Source organism: Brevundimonas sp. AVps7, from assembly GCF_058681545.1.
In genome coordinates, this window is record NZ_CM178742.1 from 2,353,566 (window position 1) to 2,369,366 (window position 15,801).

16 protein-coding genes are annotated in these 15,801 nt (G+C 67.7%); 4 read left to right on the forward strand and 12 right to left on the reverse strand.

All coding sequences use genetic code 11. From position 1 onward, the window contains the following. Nucleotides 1-3: 3 nt before the first annotated feature. Together ACW17Y_RS11730 and ychF are read left to right on the forward strand one after the other, a co-directional pair. A complete protein-coding gene (locus ACW17Y_RS11730) occupies nucleotides 4-480 on the forward strand; it encodes a copper chaperone PCu(A)C (protein ID WP_492035881.1) in 477 nt (158 codons plus the stop codon). Between the two features lie 82 nt (nucleotides 481-562). Further along, entirely contained in the window at nucleotides 563-1,657 is a 1,095-nt protein-coding gene (gene ychF, locus ACW17Y_RS11735; protein WP_492035882.1) for a redox-regulated ATPase YchF, read from the forward strand. A 4-nt stretch (nucleotides 1,658-1,661) separates the two neighbouring features. Here ychF and ACW17Y_RS11740 read toward each other — a convergent pair whose 3' ends face one another. The 8 genes from ACW17Y_RS11740 to petA form a co-directional block, all read right to left on the reverse strand. After that, nucleotides 1,662-2,159 carry a hypothetical protein gene (locus ACW17Y_RS11740; protein WP_492035883.1) on the reverse strand — a complete coding sequence of 166 codons (498 nt, stop codon included), beginning with the start codon at nucleotides 2,157-2,159 and terminating at the stop codon, nucleotides 1,662-1,664. A 131-nt stretch (nucleotides 2,160-2,290) separates the two neighbouring features. Beyond that, on the reverse strand, nucleotides 2,291-3,937 hold the full coding sequence (locus tag ACW17Y_RS11745; protein WP_492035884.1) for a M28 family peptidase: 1,647 nt from the start codon (nucleotides 3,935-3,937) through the stop codon (nucleotides 2,291-2,293). Nucleotides 3,938-4,031: 94 nt separating this feature from the next. Further along, nucleotides 4,032-5,354 (reverse strand): IPTL-CTERM sorting domain-containing protein, encoded by a 1,323-nt coding sequence (locus tag ACW17Y_RS11750; RefSeq protein ID WP_492035885.1) that lies wholly within the window; start codon nucleotides 5,352-5,354, stop codon nucleotides 4,032-4,034. Nucleotides 5,355-5,549: 195 nt separating this feature from the next. Then, complete coding sequence (locus ACW17Y_RS11755) at nucleotides 5,550-7,193, reverse strand: M28 family metallopeptidase (RefSeq protein ID WP_492035886.1); 1,644 nt, start codon at nucleotides 7,191-7,193, stop codon at nucleotides 5,550-5,552. A 90-nt stretch (nucleotides 7,194-7,283) separates the two neighbouring features. Next, a complete protein-coding gene (locus ACW17Y_RS11760) occupies nucleotides 7,284-7,868 on the reverse strand; it encodes a DUF1579 domain-containing protein (protein WP_492035887.1) in 585 nt (194 codons plus the stop codon). Nucleotides 7,869-7,987: 119 nt separating this feature from the next. Continuing rightward, a complete protein-coding gene (locus ACW17Y_RS11765; RefSeq protein WP_492035888.1) occupies nucleotides 7,988-8,845 on the reverse strand; it encodes a cytochrome c1 in 858 nt (285 codons plus the stop codon). 5 nt (nucleotides 8,846-8,850) lie between these two features. Continuing rightward, complete coding sequence (locus tag ACW17Y_RS11770; RefSeq protein WP_492035889.1) at nucleotides 8,851-10,179, reverse strand: cytochrome b; 1,329 nt, start codon at nucleotides 10,177-10,179, stop codon at nucleotides 8,851-8,853. Between the two features lie 11 nt (nucleotides 10,180-10,190). Next, the gene (gene petA, locus ACW17Y_RS11775; protein ID WP_492035890.1) at nucleotides 10,191-10,733 is read right to left on the reverse strand and encodes a ubiquinol-cytochrome c reductase iron-sulfur subunit; all 543 of its coding nucleotides are present in this window, start codon (nucleotides 10,731-10,733) and stop codon (nucleotides 10,191-10,193) included. A gap of 196 nt (nucleotides 10,734-10,929) precedes the next feature. Between petA and ACW17Y_RS11780 the strand changes: the two genes are divergently transcribed. Further along, entirely contained in the window at nucleotides 10,930-11,394 is a 465-nt protein-coding gene (locus tag ACW17Y_RS11780; protein WP_492035891.1) for a tRNA (cytidine(34)-2'-O)-methyltransferase, read from the forward strand. A 4-nt stretch (nucleotides 11,395-11,398) separates the two neighbouring features. Here the strand turns inward: ACW17Y_RS11780 and ACW17Y_RS11785 are convergent, their stop codons facing one another. The 3 genes from ACW17Y_RS11785 to ACW17Y_RS11795 form a co-directional block, all read right to left on the reverse strand. Further along, nucleotides 11,399-12,646, reverse strand: a complete 1,248-nt coding sequence (locus ACW17Y_RS11785) for a dipeptidase (protein WP_492035892.1) — start codon at nucleotides 12,644-12,646, stop codon at nucleotides 11,399-11,401. Nucleotides 12,647-12,709: 63 nt separating this feature from the next. Next, nucleotides 12,710-14,005 carry a M20/M25/M40 family metallo-hydrolase gene (locus tag ACW17Y_RS11790; protein ID WP_492035893.1) on the reverse strand — a complete coding sequence of 432 codons (1,296 nt, stop codon included), beginning with the start codon at nucleotides 14,003-14,005 and terminating at the stop codon, nucleotides 12,710-12,712. Between the two features lie 60 nt (nucleotides 14,006-14,065). After that, nucleotides 14,066-14,533, reverse strand: a complete 468-nt coding sequence (locus tag ACW17Y_RS11795) for a hypothetical protein (protein ID WP_492035894.1) — start codon at nucleotides 14,531-14,533, stop codon at nucleotides 14,066-14,068. Between the two features lie 104 nt (nucleotides 14,534-14,637). On the opposite strand from ACW17Y_RS11795, the gene hemF reads away from it, so the two are divergent. Beyond that, complete coding sequence (gene hemF / locus ACW17Y_RS11800) at nucleotides 14,638-15,525, forward strand: oxygen-dependent coproporphyrinogen oxidase (protein ID WP_492035895.1); 888 nt, start codon at nucleotides 14,638-14,640, stop codon at nucleotides 15,523-15,525. 1 nt (nucleotide 15,526) lies between these two features. Here the strand turns inward: hemF and ACW17Y_RS11805 are convergent, their stop codons facing one another. After that, nucleotides 15,527-15,796, reverse strand: a complete 270-nt coding sequence (locus tag ACW17Y_RS11805) for a hypothetical protein (protein WP_492035896.1) — start codon at nucleotides 15,794-15,796, stop codon at nucleotides 15,527-15,529. Nucleotides 15,797-15,801: the final 5 nt, after the last annotated feature.

Genomic DNA, 15,801 nt, shown 5'->3' on the forward strand with positions numbered 1-15,801 from the left:
TCCATGATCCGCGCCTCCGCCCTTGCCGTCCTTTCGACGCTGACCCTCGCCGCCTGCGGCCAGCCCGCCTCGTCCGGAAAGGCCGAAGCCGCCGGTCCGGTGGTCGTCACCGACGCGATCTGCCGTCCGACGCCGACAGGCCGCCAGGTCACGGGCTGCTACCTCACCCTGACGGCTCCTGCCGCCGACACCCTCGTGTCGATCAGTTCCCCCGCCGCTGCCTTGGCCCAGGTCCACGAGATGCGGATGGAGAGCAATATGATGATGATGCGGGAGCTGGAGGAAGGCCTGCCCCTGCCGGCCGGAGAGGCCGTGGCCCTCGCGCCCGGCGGAAACCACATCATGCTGATGGGCGTCACCGAGCCGCTGAAGACCGGCGACACCGTGCCCCTGACCCTTGCATTCGCCACCGCCGCGCCGGTCGAGGTCACGGCCACGGTGGGCCAGCCGGCGGTCGCCGGGGACCACGGGGCTCGCTAGAGCCGCGTCCGCACGCGCGAGCCTGACAAACGGGTTCGAACCCGCTAAAGGCTCGCGCTCAGCAAGGAACTCCCCCAAAGCCATGGCTCTGAAAGTCGCGATCGTCGGCCTGCCCAACGTCGGCAAGTCCACCCTGTTCAACGCCCTGACCAAGACGGCGGCGGCGCAGGCCGCCAACTATCCGTTCTGCACCATCGAGCCGAATACCGGCGACGTGGCCGTGCCGGAGCCGCGTCTGGACGTGCTGGCCGAGATCGCGGGCTCGAAGGAGATCATCCCCTCGCGCATCACCTTCGTCGACATCGCCGGCCTGGTGCGCGGCGCGTCCAAGGGCGAGGGCCTGGGCAACCAGTTCCTGGCCAACATCCGCGACTGCGACGCCGTGGCCTTCGTCGCGCGCTGCTTCGTCGATGACGACATCACCCATGTCGAGAACCGCATCGACCCGATCTCGGACCTGGAAATCATCGAAACCGAACTGATGCTCGCCGACCTGGAAAGCCTCGAGAAGCGCTACGCCAACGTCGAGAAGCGCGCCAAGACCGGCGACAAGGACATGCAGGTCACCCTGCGCCTGATCAATCTGGCGCTGGAGAAGCTGCGCGCCGGCAAGCCCGCGCGTACCGCCGAGATCGGCAAGGAGGACGAGAAGGCCTGGCATATGCTCCAGCTGCTGACTTCCCTGCCCGCCCTCTACGTCTCCAACGTCGACGAGGGCTCGGCTGACAAGGGCAACGAACTGTCCGACCTGGTCGCCAAACGCGCTGCCGAGGACAACGCGAACTCCGTCGTCATCTCGGCCAAGATCGATTCCGAACTGGCCGTCCTCGACGCCGAGGAACAGGCCGAGTTCCTGGAGAGCCTGGGTCTGGCCGAGCCGGGCCTCAATCGCCTGATCCGCGAGGCCTATGCACTTCTGGGCCTGCAGTCCTACTTCACGGTCGGACCGAAGGAAGCCCGCGCCTGGACCATCCACATCGGCGACACGGCCCCGCAGGCGGCCGGTGTCATCCACACCGATTTCGAAAAGGGCTTCATCCGCGCCGAGACCATCGCCTACGACGACTATGTCGCCCTGCGCGGAGAGGCGAAGGCGCGGGAGGCCGGCAAGCTGCGCGCCGAAGGCAAGGCCTATGTCGTCAAGGACGGCGACGTGATGAACTTCCTGTTCAACTGACGGCTCAAGGCACGACGGGTTGCGTCGTGGCCGTGTCCTCCAGCGTCGTGCACTTCCTCAGTGTGACCGGGTCGCCGGTGCGGTCGAGATAACTCAGCCGCATGACGTCCTGCGTCACCTGGAACCGGACCCGCTCCGACCGCACCGTTCCTTCGGATACGCAGGCCAGGGTCGCGACATAGCCATCGGCGACCTCATCCACCGCCGCGATCTCGCAGGCGTTCTCGTAGCCCTCGAACCGGGTTGAGGTGATCTCTATCGGGCGCCGTTCGCCCTGCGGCGCGGCGCACCAGCTGACCTCCGCCGCCCAGCGACCGACAAAGCTGGTCGCGCCCCGTCCCGGGAGCATCGAGGTCTGACCTCGCGCCGGTGGCGCGGACGGGTTCTCGACGGTGATCGGGGCGGCAGGTTCTGTCGGAGGGTTTTTCGGTCCGTCCTCGCCGCAACCGCTCAGAACGAGAGCAAGGGTGGTCGGGGCGAGCCAGCGCAGGGTGATCGTCATACGGCTCTAACGCCGCGCCGACAGCCAGGGTTCAGCCCCTGCGAACGTCCTGATCTTGCGGTCGGACGGCAAACTGAAAAGGGCGGCGCTCGCAGGAACGCCGCCCTTCTCCGATCGACCTGCGATCAGCCCTACTGGCGGGCCGCGTCGCTGACGGCGCGGCGGGCGCCGAACTCCGAGGTCGGCTTCCACGTCGGCCATTCGTCGCCGTTGGCCAGTTGCAGGCCCAGGCGATACAGCAAGGTCAGGTTCTCGACCGCCGAACGCAGATCCCAGTCCGCCGACCATTCGTCGGAGGGCCTGTGATAGTCGGCGCCGAACTTGGCCGTCCAGGCCGCCTGGCCGGCTTCCACGCCCCCTTCGTCCCAGTCCACGCCGTGCCAGGTCATCAGGGCGGGCACGCCCATGCGGACGAACGGGAAGTGGTCGGAGCGGGTGTAGAAACCCTGTTCCGGCTGGCGGTCGTCGGTGACCACCCGGCCCTCGGCCGCCGCCAGCACGGCCAGATCGTCTTCCAGCGTGTTCTGGCCCTTGCCGAAGATGGCCACATCGCGGGTCGGACCCGACAGCGGCAGCATGTCGATGTTGATGTCGGCGACGGTCGTCTCAAGCGGATAGACCGGGTTGGCGGTGTAACCGTAGGAACCCAGCAGGCCCATTTCTTCAGCCGCCATATGGGCGAAGACGATGGTGCGTTCAGGTCGCGGCGCGGCCTTGATCTGGCGCGCCATCTCCAGAATGCCGATCGTGCCCGAGGCGTTGTCCCAGGCGCCGTTGTAGATGTTGTCCTCGGTGGTCGAGACGGGGCTGACGTGGTCCGCGCCGACGCCGACGTGATCCCAGTGGGCCGAATAGATGATGGTCTCGTTGGGACGCTCCGTCCCCGGGATCCTGGCCAGCAGGTTGTGGGTCGTCAGGGTGCCGATGGTCTCTTCCTGGGCGACCGACAGGGTCACGCCGGTCAGCGCCACCGCCTTGAACGATCCGCTGTCCACGGTGGACAGGGTCGCGATGTCCAGACCCGCGGCCGTGGCCCAGGCCAGGCCCACGTCGTGGTTGATGGCGCCGGAGAACTCCAGGTCCGCGGCTCCGGGGGTCAGGACGCGCTCGCGGCCGGCGAACTGGGCCCCGCGCAGCCAGCCGGCGTCGGTCGCGGGGACCGTGGCCAGGGTGATCACGCCGACGGCGCCGCGCCGGAACGCTTCGTCGGCTTTCGCAGCGCCGCTGTTGTAGGCGGTCGGATAGGCGCCGTTGAAGCGCTCGGTGACGGCTTCCGCCGTCGGCTCGCCGCCCAGCAGGATCACGACCTTGCCGCGCACGTCGATGTCGCCGTAGTCGTCCCAGTCACGCTCTGGCGCGCTGATGCCGTAGCCGGCGAAGACAAGGCCGGCGTTCTCGATCGACGCCTTGCCGTCATTGGTCGCGGCCCGCAGCGTGATGTCGGTTCCGACGGTCATCGGATGCACCGTGCCGTCCGGTCCGGTCCAGCTGGCCGAGGCGGCGCCGGCGACCGGGGTGAAGCGCTTCAGGACGACGTCCTGCAGCCACTGACCATTCGGCCCCCCAGGCTCCAGACCCATCTCTTCGTATTGCGCCTGCAGCCAGGCCAGCGTCATCCGCTCGCCCTCGGTGCCGGGATAACGCCCCTGGAAGTCGTCGGAGGAGATGTGGCGGATGCCTTCCGAAAGCCGTTCCGCCGAGAAGTCCTGGGCCGAAGCCAGTCCGGCTGACAGAACCAGGGCCATAGCGGCCGCACCGCCGAACAATCCACGCAACATCAGGGCTCTCCTCGCCATTTCGGCGCGGACATTAGGGCGGGGTGGACGGAGAGGGGCATTACGGTTTCGTCATGTAGAGGCGAAAGGAGCGGCGTCAGGTGATCGTGTGCCGCCGCTGGATCATCAACGCAGCGCCCGTCGCCATCAGAAGGCCGAGCAGGATCATCGCCCATTCCGACAGGGTCGGCACAGGTGTAGCCGGCGCCTGTGCCGTGACGAGGCGCGACGCCTGGATGATGGTGTTGGTGCCATTGCTCCGGGGCCAGACGGCCGTGGCGACGCCCGTCCCGTCCACCGCCACCTGCGCGTCTGGTGCGCTCTGCCCGACGGCGCTCAGATCGACCGGCGCGGTCCACGTTCCGCCCGAGAACTGCGACGCCTGAACGATTTCGTTGGTGCCGTTGGAGCGCCGCCAGACAACCGTGACCACGCCAGCGCTTGTCGTCGTCACCTGGGGCAAGCTCGCGCTCTGCCCGGCGGCAGACAGGTTCACCGCCGCGCTCCAGCTGCCGCCGGAGAAACGCGACGCCTGGATGATCCAGTTCGTACCGTCGTTCCGTCGCCAGACGGCCGTGGCGACGCCCGCGCCGTCCACGGTCACCTCGGGCGTTTCTGTGCTCTGCCCGGTGGCGGACAGGTCCACCGGCGTGCTCCAGCTGCCGCCCGAGAACCGCGACGCCCGGACGATCCAGTTCGCACCGTTGTACCACCGCCAGACGAGCGTCACGACGCCGGCGCCGTCCACCGCCACCCGGGGCGTTTCTGTCTCCGGCCCGTTGCCGGTCACGTCGACCCGCGCGCTCCAGCTTCCTCCCGAGTATCGAGACATCCAGATGGCGTAGTTGTTCCCGTTGTGCGCACGCCAGACGGCGGTGACGACCCCCGACCCGTCCCCTGCCTCCCGATGATCCAGCGTGGTGGTGGCGGACAGAACGACCGGAGCGCTCCAGCTCCCGCCCGAGAACCGCGTCACCTCAATGAAGGCGTTCCGACGCCACGCGGTCGTGACCGCCCCCGTCCCGTCCACCGCCACCCGGGGCTGTTGTGCGCTCGCCCCGGTGCCGGACAGATCCGTCGGCGCGCTCCAGCTTCCGGCTGAGAACCGTGACGCCTGGACGATGTAGTGCGTACCATTGGTCCGCCGCCAGACGGCCGTGACGACGCCCGTCCCGTCTACCGCCACCTCGGGCGTGTCCGCCTGCTGGCCGGCGGCGGACAGATCCACCGGCGCGCTCCAGCTTCCGCCTGAGTACCGCGAGGCCTGAATGATGGTGCGCGAACCGTCGGACCGGCGCCAGACGGCCGTGACCACCCCAGAGCCGTCCACCACCACCTTGGCCGTGTCTGCGTTCTGTCCGGTGACCGACAGGTCAGGTGTCGGGGTCCAGGTCTGGGCGGCAGCGGGCCCGGCGAACACGCCTAGACCAAGGAGGACCAGGCAAACAAGAAACGACCGCATACGCTCCGCCACAGATGCAAGCTAGACTATAAGCTGCGCCGTAGCAGTCCAGTGCTGGCTGTGCAATCGCGTTTGACCCGCATTATCATGTACGTATTGCGACGGCGTTCCACCTGCTGGCCGTCGGTCGCGTGAGTCTGGGGAGCCTTGCCCCTACTCCCGCTCACCCGCGCTCACCGCCCGTGCAGGTCCGAACTCCGAGCCTTCTTTCCACTGCGGCCAGTCGCGGCTGTTGGTCAGCGCATGGCCCAGGGACCAGTAGACCTGCAGGTCCTGGATCTGGCCGGAATAGTCCCAGTCGGCAGACCATTCGTCATCGGCCTGGTGATAGCGGTTGGCGCCGTACTCGCTGCGGGCGATCTCGCGCCCCGCGATCGGCTCATCGACAAAGGCGCCGGCCGACTTGGCGTAGGCCATGGGGACGCCGCGCTTGGCCAGCGGGAAGTGATCCGAGCGGAAATAGACGCCCGAGGCGGGGTTGCCGTCCGGCAGGATGGTGCGCCCCTGTCTCTCGACGATCGCGGCCATCCGCTCGTCGAAGTCTGACTGGCCGTAACCGACCACGCCGAAGGCGGCGGTGCGGCCATAGACGTTGGCCGAGTCCATATTCACCCCGCCGACCGTGGTCGCCAGCGGATAGATCGGGTTGGCGGCATAGTATTCGGAGCCCAGCAGGCCGCTCTCCTCGGCCGCGAAGCCGATGAAGACGATCGATCGTTCCGGCCGCTCCCCCGCTGCGTAGACCCGCGCCAGTTCGATGAGTCCGGCGATGCCCGAGGCGTTATCGACGGCGCCGTTGAAGATGGCGTCGCCGTTCGCATCCGGCGTCCCGACCCCGATGTGGTCCCAGTGGCCGGTGTACAGGAAGGTCTCGTCAGGGTGGGTCGAGCCCGGCAGGCGGCCGATGATGTTGTGGCTCTCGATCCGCTCGGAAGCGACGTCGAACATCACGTCCATCTCGGCGCCCTCGAGGGTCACCGGCTGGAAGTCGCGGCTACGCGCCTGAACCTTCAGGGCCTCAAAATCGAGACCCGCGCGCTGGAACAGTTCGATGGCGACGTCGCGCTGGATCCAGCTTTCCATCGGCACGCGCTCGCCGGCGTTCGCACGCACGATGTCGAAGTTCGGCCCGCTCCAGCTGTTGCGGACCGTGGTCCAGCCATAGGAGGCCGGATCGGTCTCGTGGACGATGATGACGCCCGCCGCGCCCTGACGCGCCGCCTCCTCGTATTTGTAGGTCCAGCGTCCGTAGTAGGTCATGGCCCGGCCGCCGAAGGTGTTCAGGGCCGGCTCCTCGAAGTCCGCGTCATTGACCAGGACGACCAGGATCTTGCCGGACATGTCCTGGCCCTTGAAGTCGTCCCAGTTCCGCTCGGGCGCATGGATTCCATAGCCGACGAAGACCAGCGGCGCGTCCATCAGCATGACGTGGCTCTCGCCCGGGCGACGGCTGGAGATGACGATCTGCTCGCCCTGGGTCAGGCCTTGCGTCCAGTCCCCGACGGTCAGCTGGGCCTGCACTTCGGACGCCGTGAACTTGTTCAGGGCCACAGCCTGGGTCCAGCCGCCATTGTCGCCGCCAGGCTCCAGACCGGCGGCCTGGAACTGGCCCGAGAGGTAGTCGATGACCTTCTGTTCCGCCGGGGTGGCGATGCCGCGCCCCTCGAAGTCGTCGGCCGAGAGGATGCGGATGTGCTCCGACAGGCGGGCCGCGTCGAACGTCGGCTCCTGCGCAAATGACACGGACGACAGGGCGAGACCGGCGAGAAGCGCGGCGGCGGCGGTATGCAGACGCATGGACGAACCTTCGGATGACTGTTGGTCGAAGGTTAGGTCGGGAAGGGATGGGTGTCGATGCGACTCCCTTCTCCCCTTGCGGGAGAAGGCTCACTCCGACGCCACTGCCCCCGCGCCCGGCCAGCCGGTGTCGCCGACGCGGCGCAGGTCCATCTCGATATAGGGCAGCGGGGCCTGACCCTCGCGGACGTAGTGACCGACCTCATGCCAGCGGCCGTCCTTGATCGTGGCGACATACTGGATGGTCGCGCCCGGTCCGGCCGGGGTCTGCCAGCGGAAGCCATCCTCGGTCGCCTCGAACGGATAGTCGCCCTGATAGCCCTGTGCATAGGCGCGGAAGGTGTAGGCCTGCGCCCGCTCATCCCAGCCGACGATGGCGAAGGCATTGAACTGGGTCGTCCCGTCGGCCGCGTAGCCGCGCCCCTCGACCACCCGGATTGAGCCGCCCAGATGCGTGCCGACCCGTTCGGTCTGGGTCAGGGTCATGCTCCCGCCCGGACCGCCGATAACCGCCGTGCCGCGCCACTCCCCGTCCATGAAGGCCAGCCGAGCCATGGCGTCTCGCTGGGCCTGGCTTCCTGCCGGGTTCTGTTGCTGCGCCAGCCCGGGCGAAGGAACGGCGAGAGACAAGGCCAGGACGGCGAACGGAGCGGCGAACAGACGAGCGACGGACATGGCGTTTCCTCAGCTGCTTTGCATTACAAAGCACTTTTTGGCATTGCCGTCAACGCACGAAAAAGCCCGCCAGGCGGACCCGGCGGGCTGATGTCTTCGACCGACGCAGGAATGGATCGCTAGTGGGCGACGCCCTTCCAGATGCGGCGGTAGCTGGCGTAGGTGATGCCGGCGAAGATGGCGAGGAAGGCGAGGACGCCCATGCCCGACTGCTTCCGCTCCGTCGCCTTGGGATCCGAGGACCAGGCGATGAAGGCAGCGACATCCTTGGACATCTGGTCGACCGTCGCCTCGGTGCCGTCGTCATAGGTGACCTGGCCGTTGGCCAGCGGCGCGGGCATGGCGATAAAGCCGCCGGCCGGAACGTGCTCGGGGTCGCCGTCCCAGAACGGGGTCATGTCGCCCGCCATGTAGGGGTTGTAGTGCTGGGTCGCCGTAATCCGCAGGCCGGCCGGCGCAGCTTCGTAGCCCGACAGCAGGGAGTAGATGTAGTTGGCGCCGTCGTGACGGGCCTTGGCCATGACCGACAGGTCGGGCGGCATGGCCCCGCCGTTGGCGGCGGCCGCAGCCGTGCGGTTCGGATAGGGGTTCGGGAACCGGTCGGCCGCAGTGGCGGGGCGCATGATCGCCTCACCGGTCTCGGTGTCGATATCCGCGACCTCGATCTCGGCGGCCAGGGCCCGCACGTAGCGGTTGGCGGCCGGGTTCTCGGCGTGGGGATCGTAGAAGGGACCACCCTTCTCGCCGAGGGTGCGGAAATGCATCAGGTCCATCGAGTGGCAGGCCGCGCAGACCTCGCGATAGACCTTGTAGCCGCGCTGCAGCTGGCCCTGATCGAAGGTGCCGAACGGACCGTCGAAGGAGAAGCCGCCCGAACGCGGGTGGTGGGCGCCGCCCTCGGCCAGTGCAGGAGACGCCGCGCCGACCACCGCAAGGGCAGCGATCGACAGGGCCAGTTTGCGAATAGAAATCGACATCGCGATCAGCCCTTCTTTTCGGCGTCGGCGGGAGCGGCGGCGGTCATCGCGGACGGTCCTGACAGGACCGGCTCGGAGATCGACGCGGGGATCTTCAGCGGCGTCTCCTTCAGGCCCACGAAGGGCATGATGACGAAGAAGAAGGCGAAGTAGTAGAGCGTGGCCAGACGGGTCAGCCACAGGTAGCTGTTCAGCTGGCCGTCGATCAGGGTGAAGCTCGGCATGCCGGGAACCACCGGAGCGTCCGGCAGCTGGGCGCCGCACCAGCCCAGGATCAGGCCGACAACCACGAAGATCACGAAGAAGATCTTCATCGTCGGGCGATAGCGCATCGACCGCACCTTGGACGTGTCCAGCCACGGCAGGATGAACAGCACCCCGATCGCGCCGAACATGGCGACCACGCCGCCGAACTTGTCCGGGATGGCCCGCAGGATCGCGTAGAACGGCAGCATGTACCACTCGGGCACGATGTGCGCCGGCGTCTGCAGCGGGTTGGCAGGGATATAGTTGTCGGCGTGGCCCAGGGCGTTCGGCATGAAGAACACGAACACCGCGAACATCATCAGGAACACCAGCAGGGCGAAGCCGTCCTTGACCGTATAGTAGGGGTGGAACGGGATCGTGTCCTTGGCCTCGCGCTCCTTGGGGATCAGGATCCCGACCGGGTTGTTCTGGCCGGCCGTGTGCAGGGCCCAAAGGTGCAGCACGACCACGCCGAAGATCACGAACGGCAGCAGATAGTGCAGCGAGAAGAAGCGGTTCAGCGTCGCGTTGTCGATGGCCGGACCGCCGCGCAGCCAGATCAGGACCGGCTCGCCGACAACCGGGATGGCCCCGATCAGGTTGGTGATGACCTCGGCGCCCCAGTAGGACATCTGGCCCCACGGCAGGACGTAACCCAGGAAGGCCGTGGCGATCATCAGGAAGAAGATCACGCAGCCCAGGATCCAGATCATCTCCCGCGGCGCCTTGTAGGAGCCGTAGTAGAGGCCGCGCAGCATGTGGATGTAGACGGCGACGAAGAACATCGACGCGCCGTTGGCGTGGACGTAGCGGATCAGCCAGCCCCCGTTGACGTCACGCATGATGCGTTCGACCGAGGCGAAGGCCATCGCCGTGTTCGGCTGATAGTGCATGGCCAGGAAGATGCCGCTCGCGATCTGGGTGACCAGGCAGATCGTCAGGATCGCGCCGAAGGTGTACCAGTAGTTCAGGTTCTTCGGCGTCGGCAGCGACAGGTAGTCAGCGCCGAAGCGCACGATCGGAAGCCGGGTGTCGAGCCACTTCTCGACGCCGGTCTTGGGAACGTAGGTGGATTCGTGTCCGCTCATCTTGTTCGCTCTCAGCCGATCCGAATGGTGGAGCCGGCGGTGAATTCGTATTCCGGCACGACCAGATTGGCCGGAGCCGGACCCTTACGGATGCGGCCCGAGGCATCGTAGTGCGAACCGTGGCAGGGGCAGAACCAGCCGCCGAAATCGCCGGTGCCGAAGGTCGGGATGCAGCCCAGATGGGTGCAGGAGCCGATCACGACCAGCATCGGCTCGTGGCCGACCTTGGTGCGTTCCTGGTCCGTTTGCGGCTCCTTCAGGTCGGAGGCGTCGTTGTCGGCGATCACGCGCTGCAGCTCGGCTGCGGTGCGGTTGCGCACGAACACCGGCTTGCCCTGCCAGGTGATGACGATTTGCATCCCCTCGGCGACCTTGGAGGTGTCGAACTCGACGGTCGACAGGGCCAGGGTGTCGGCGGCCGGGTTCATGGAGTTGACCAGAGGCCAAACCACCATCACGCCCGCGCCGGCGGCTGCGGCGCCGGCCGCGATATGGATGAAGTCCCGGCGGGTGGCTTCGCCTTCGGGATGTTCGGTCACGACCGATTCGGCCACGTCTCACCTCTGTAAAACTCGGATCGCGGGCCGCCGTGTGGAGACCCGCGCGCGAGGAAATGTCCTTAGCGCGACTGAGAGATTTCGACCCGGTCAGGCTTTGCGGCTCATCGCCGCAAGTTGCTGTGGTTACTTGAGAACCACTCGCAATACTGACCGCGACAAGACCCCTGCCCGCGCGTATGAGGGCCTTAGAATGCGTCTCGCCCTTTTTCAACCAGCCATTCCCCAGAACGTGGGCGCCTGTATCAGGCTGTCGGCGTGTTTCGGGGTCGAGCTGCACATTATCGAGCCCACGGGCTTCCTGTTCGACGACCGGGCGATGAAGCGCGCGGCCCTCGATTACGGCCCGCTGTCGCACATGACCCGCCATCCGGACTGGGAGGCCTTCCAATCCTCGCGGGGCGCCGGACGGCTGGTCCTGTTCACGACGAAGGGCGCGACGCCGCTGACGGATTTCGTCTTCCAGCCGGACGACATCCTTCTGTTCGGCTCGGAGAGCTCGGGGGCGCCGGACCATGTCCACGACGCCGCTGACGCGCGGGTCTTCATCCCCATCCTGCCCGAGGCGCGGTCTCTGAACCTGTCGGTCAGCGCCGGGATCGGCCTGTTCGAGGGATTGAGACAGACGAAAGGCGCGACCTCGGCCCCGCGCGGCTGATTCCCTACTCCGGAGAGCCGGCCACCGGAATCACTGCGAGATTGGGCCGCTCACCGGCCTTGGACGCCGCCACCGCTTCCACCGCCCGCATGACCCGCAGCACGTTCTCGCCCGCCAGCTTGCGGATATCGCCCTCCGTCCAGCCCGCCGCCATCAGGGCCGCCAGGATGCGCGGGTAGGCGTCCACGCCCTCGACGCCGGTCGGCAGGGCGGGAACCCCGTCGAAATCGCCGCCCAGACCGACGTGGTCGATGCCGGCGACCTCACGCACATGCTGGATGTGGGCGACCACGTCGGCGAGGGTCGCGTCGGGCCGGGGGTTGGCCTCGACCCAGGCGGTCATGCGCGGATCTTCCGGCCGTGCGCCAGGCTCGATGCCCAGCCGCGCCATCTCGGCGTTGTAGGCGGGGCCCCAGTCCATGTTGGCCTTCGAGATAAAGCCCGGCACAAAGGTCACCATCACCACCCCGCCGTCGTCCGCCATCGCCCGCAGCACGCTGTCGGGCACATTGCGCGGATGGTCCGTCACCGCCCGCGCCGACGAGTGGGAGAAGATCACCGGTGCCTCGGACACCCTCATGGCGTCGACCATCGTCTCTTCCGAGACGTGGCTGAGATCGACCATCATGCCGATGCGATTCATCTCGCGGACCACCTCTTCGCCGAACGGCGACAGGCCGCCCCATTTCGGCGCGTCGGTGGCGCTGTCGGCCCAGGTCGTCGTCTTCGAGTGGGTCAGGGTGATGTAGCGCGCCCCCGCCTCATGGAATTCGCGCAGCAGGCCCAGCGAATCGTCGATCGAATAGCCGCCCTCCATGCCGATCAGGCTGGCGATCTTGCCGGCCGCATGGATACGATCGACGTCGTCGGCGGTCGTGGCCAGTTCGAACACGTCGGGATGGGCGGCGACGATGCGGCGCACAGTGTCGATCTGCTCGAAGGTCTCGCGCGCGGCTTCCGTCGGAGTCAGGCTCGCCGGCACATAGACGGACCAGAACTGGCCGCCGACGCCCCCGGCCCTCAGGCGCGGGATGTCAGTGTGGAGCTTTGTCGATTCGTCGAGGTTGGTCGTCAGGTCTACCGCATGGGGGTCATTGCCGAACCCCTCACGCAGCGCCCACGGCAGGTCGTTGTGCCCGTCGATCAGGGGGGTGGTCCGAAGAATCTCGCGCGCCCTCGCCTCTCCGTCCTGGGCCGCAGCCGGCAGGGCCAGGGCGAGGGCGGATGCGGCGAGCAAGCAGGAGCGGATCATGATGACCTCCGAAAACGACAGTTCACGGACACTGACAGACGCCGATCCCGGAAGGAAAGTGACTTATCGTCCACCGAGGCTCAGACGTCCGATCAGGACCGCCGCGCGCTGGGACTGGCGCACCAGACTGTCCAGATCCACCGACTCGCCCACGGCATGGGCCCCTGCCCCGGCCATCCCCATTCCGCCCAGCGTATCCACGTCGGCTGCCACGAAGCCTGAGTCCGCCGCGCCGCGCCTGGCTGGATCATAGGGCGCCATCTCGGGCAGGCCGAGGTCGCGATTGACCGCGTTCAGCCGCTCCAGCAGCGCCGTATTGCCCGGCGTCGGCGCCATCGGCGGATAGCCGTCCGGCGCGAACTCGAGTTCCGCCGTCGTCTTCGGCAGATGATCCTCCACGATCCCCGCCATCCGCTCGCGGACCCGGGCATCCTGTTCCGGCGTCAGGGTGCGCAGGTCGCCGCGCGCGATCGCCGTCTCGGCCACGATATTGGTCTTGCCCGACGCCTGGACGCGGAAGCCGGCCGCGTCGATCTCTGCGGGAGTCCCGCCCGCGATAACCCCGACATTGTAGGTCAGGTTCGGCTCCGGCAGTTCGCGGCGGAAGGTGTCCAGGATGCGCGCCATCTCGTAGATCGCGCCGTAGCCCAGATTGTCGCCGAACACGCCGCTGGAGTGACCCGTCCGGCCACCGGTGGTCAGTGTCCAGCTGGACGAACTGCGCCGCGCGATGGTGCCGAACTCCTCGCCGTCCTCGATGGCCAGCCCCTCGAACTCCAGGGCGAAGTCGGCGGCCCGTCCCGCCTCGATCAGATCGCGGCGGGCGACCTCCAGCGGCGCCCCCGGCCGTTCCTCGTCGCCGGTCAGGACGATGGTGATGTTCGATCCCGCCAGCGTCCCTGCCGCCTGCATGGCTCGCAGCGCGGCGATGATGACCACCACCCCGCCCTTGTCGTCGCCGATGCCCGGGCCGGTCGCCTGCGAACCGTCGCGCGCGAAGGTCTGGAACGGGCTGTCCGGCTCGAACACCGTGTCCAGATGGCCGATCAGCAGGACGTTCCTGCCGCCGCCGTCACGGGTGGCGATCAAATGCCCGGCCCGTCCGGTCTCGGCCATGTCGATCCAGCGCACCTCGAAACCCAGCGCTTCCAGTTCGGCGCGAACCATCTCGCCCACCGTCGTCACGCCCGCGAGGTTCAGCGTGCCGGAGTTCACGTTGACCAGCCGCTCCAGCAGATCGATGTGGCGGCCATGCTCAGCAACCACCGTGGCCACGATGGTCCTCTCGGCCTCCGGCGTCTGGGCCAACGCGGGCGAAACGAGGACGAGGCCCATCAGGGCGGTCAGGATCGGACGCATGGGCGGTACTCGCTGTGAAGCCGGGACCGTGGCCGAGGCCGGCGGGCGAGTAAAGCGCGGCTAGCGATCGCTGCTCGCCGGGACGGCCAGACCGACAGGCTGGATCGCGGGCGGCCTGACCTGAGTCGGGGCCTGAGCCGGCACGGCAGGCTGCTCGCGGCATCGGCGACCGATGTGCAGTCCGTTCAGATAGTACCAGCGGTTCTGGACCGCCGCCTGTTCGGCCTCGTCGCGGTCCCGGGTCGGCTGGCGCACCGCATCCACGCCCGCCATCGCCACGGCCGTGACGGGGGCCAGCATTGCCGCGCCGGACCGCGCGATGCCGCCGAGCGAACTCAGCCAGCCGCCTTGAGGGGTCGCGTCGCCCATGGCCGTGCTGAGCTCGGCCGCCTCCTCACTGATCCGGGCGCAGGTCAGGCCCTCGTCGGCCTCTCGAAAGACGCCTGTCTCCGCGGCCGCAACGTCCTGTGCGGAAGCCGTCCCGCCGAGCAGGGTGAGGGTCAGAACCGGGATCAACAGAGGTCGCATCGTGAAATCTCCTGACAGCCCCTCGGTCCAAACGGCTGCGGACCTGCGCGGTTCATCCGCCGACCCACGTGACCTCACGCATCAGACGTGATTGAACGCGGCCCATGAACCAGCCCCCCCTCCCCGACGCCGATCCGCTGGACCAGAAGAAGGTCGAGACCCGCGCCTGGTTCGAGGACCTGCGCGACCGTATCCACGCCGGGCTCGAGGCGCTGGAGGACGCGGCCCCCGTCGATCTGTTTCCCGGCGAGCCGGGCCGTTTCGTGAAGACCCCCTGGACCCGTCCGGCGGGCGGTGGCGGGGTCATGGGCATGATGCACGGTCGGCTGTTCGAGAAGGTCGGCGTCCACGTCTCGACCGTCCACGGCGAGTTCCCCGCCGACTACGCCAAGACTGTCCCGGGCGCCGCCGACGACCCCCGCTTCTTCGCCACCGGCATCAGCCTGATCTGTCATCCGGTCAGCCCGCGCGTCCCGGCCGTCCACATGAACACCCGTTTCATCGCCACGACGAAGAGCTGGTTCGGCGGCGGCGGCGACCTGACACCCGTGCTCGATGTCGACCGTCGTCAGGACGCGCCGGACACGGTCGCCTTCCACGCCGGGATGAAGGCCGCCTGCGACCGCCACGACCCGACCTGGCACCCGAAGTTCAAGGCCTGGTGCGACGACTATTTCTTTCTGCCGCACCGGAATGAGCCGCGCGGCACCGGCGGCATCTTTTACGACCACCACGACAGCGGGAACTACGACAAGGATTTCGCCTTCACCCGCGACGTCGGCGAGGCTTTCCTGTCGACCTATTCGGCCATCGTCGAGCGCCGCATGACCGAGACCTGGACCCCTGCGGAACGCGAGGAACAGCTCGTTCGCCGCGGCCGGTATGTCGAGTTCAACCTTCTCTACGACCGCGGCACGATGTTCGGCCTCAAGACCGGCGGCAATGTCGAGTCGATCCTCTCTTCGATGCCGCCGGTGGTGAAGTGGCCCTAGGCTACTGCGCCTGGGCGCAGCGGAGCTCCGGCGTCGCGGTCGGATGGGCGCGCCGCCAGTAGCAGTTGCGGGCCGCGCCGGTGCGGGTGTTGATCATCCACACATCGCCCCCCTCGGCGGTCGTATAGCTCCCTGCGGCCTGCCACTCGCCGCCGCCGTAGCCATATCCGGGGGCTCCCTCCTGGGCGCGGCTGGGCTCCGACGCGGCGGCGCCGACGAGGATGGCCAGCCCCAGCAGGGCCACGGCAGTCAGGGCGGTGTTGGTCTTCATTTCGA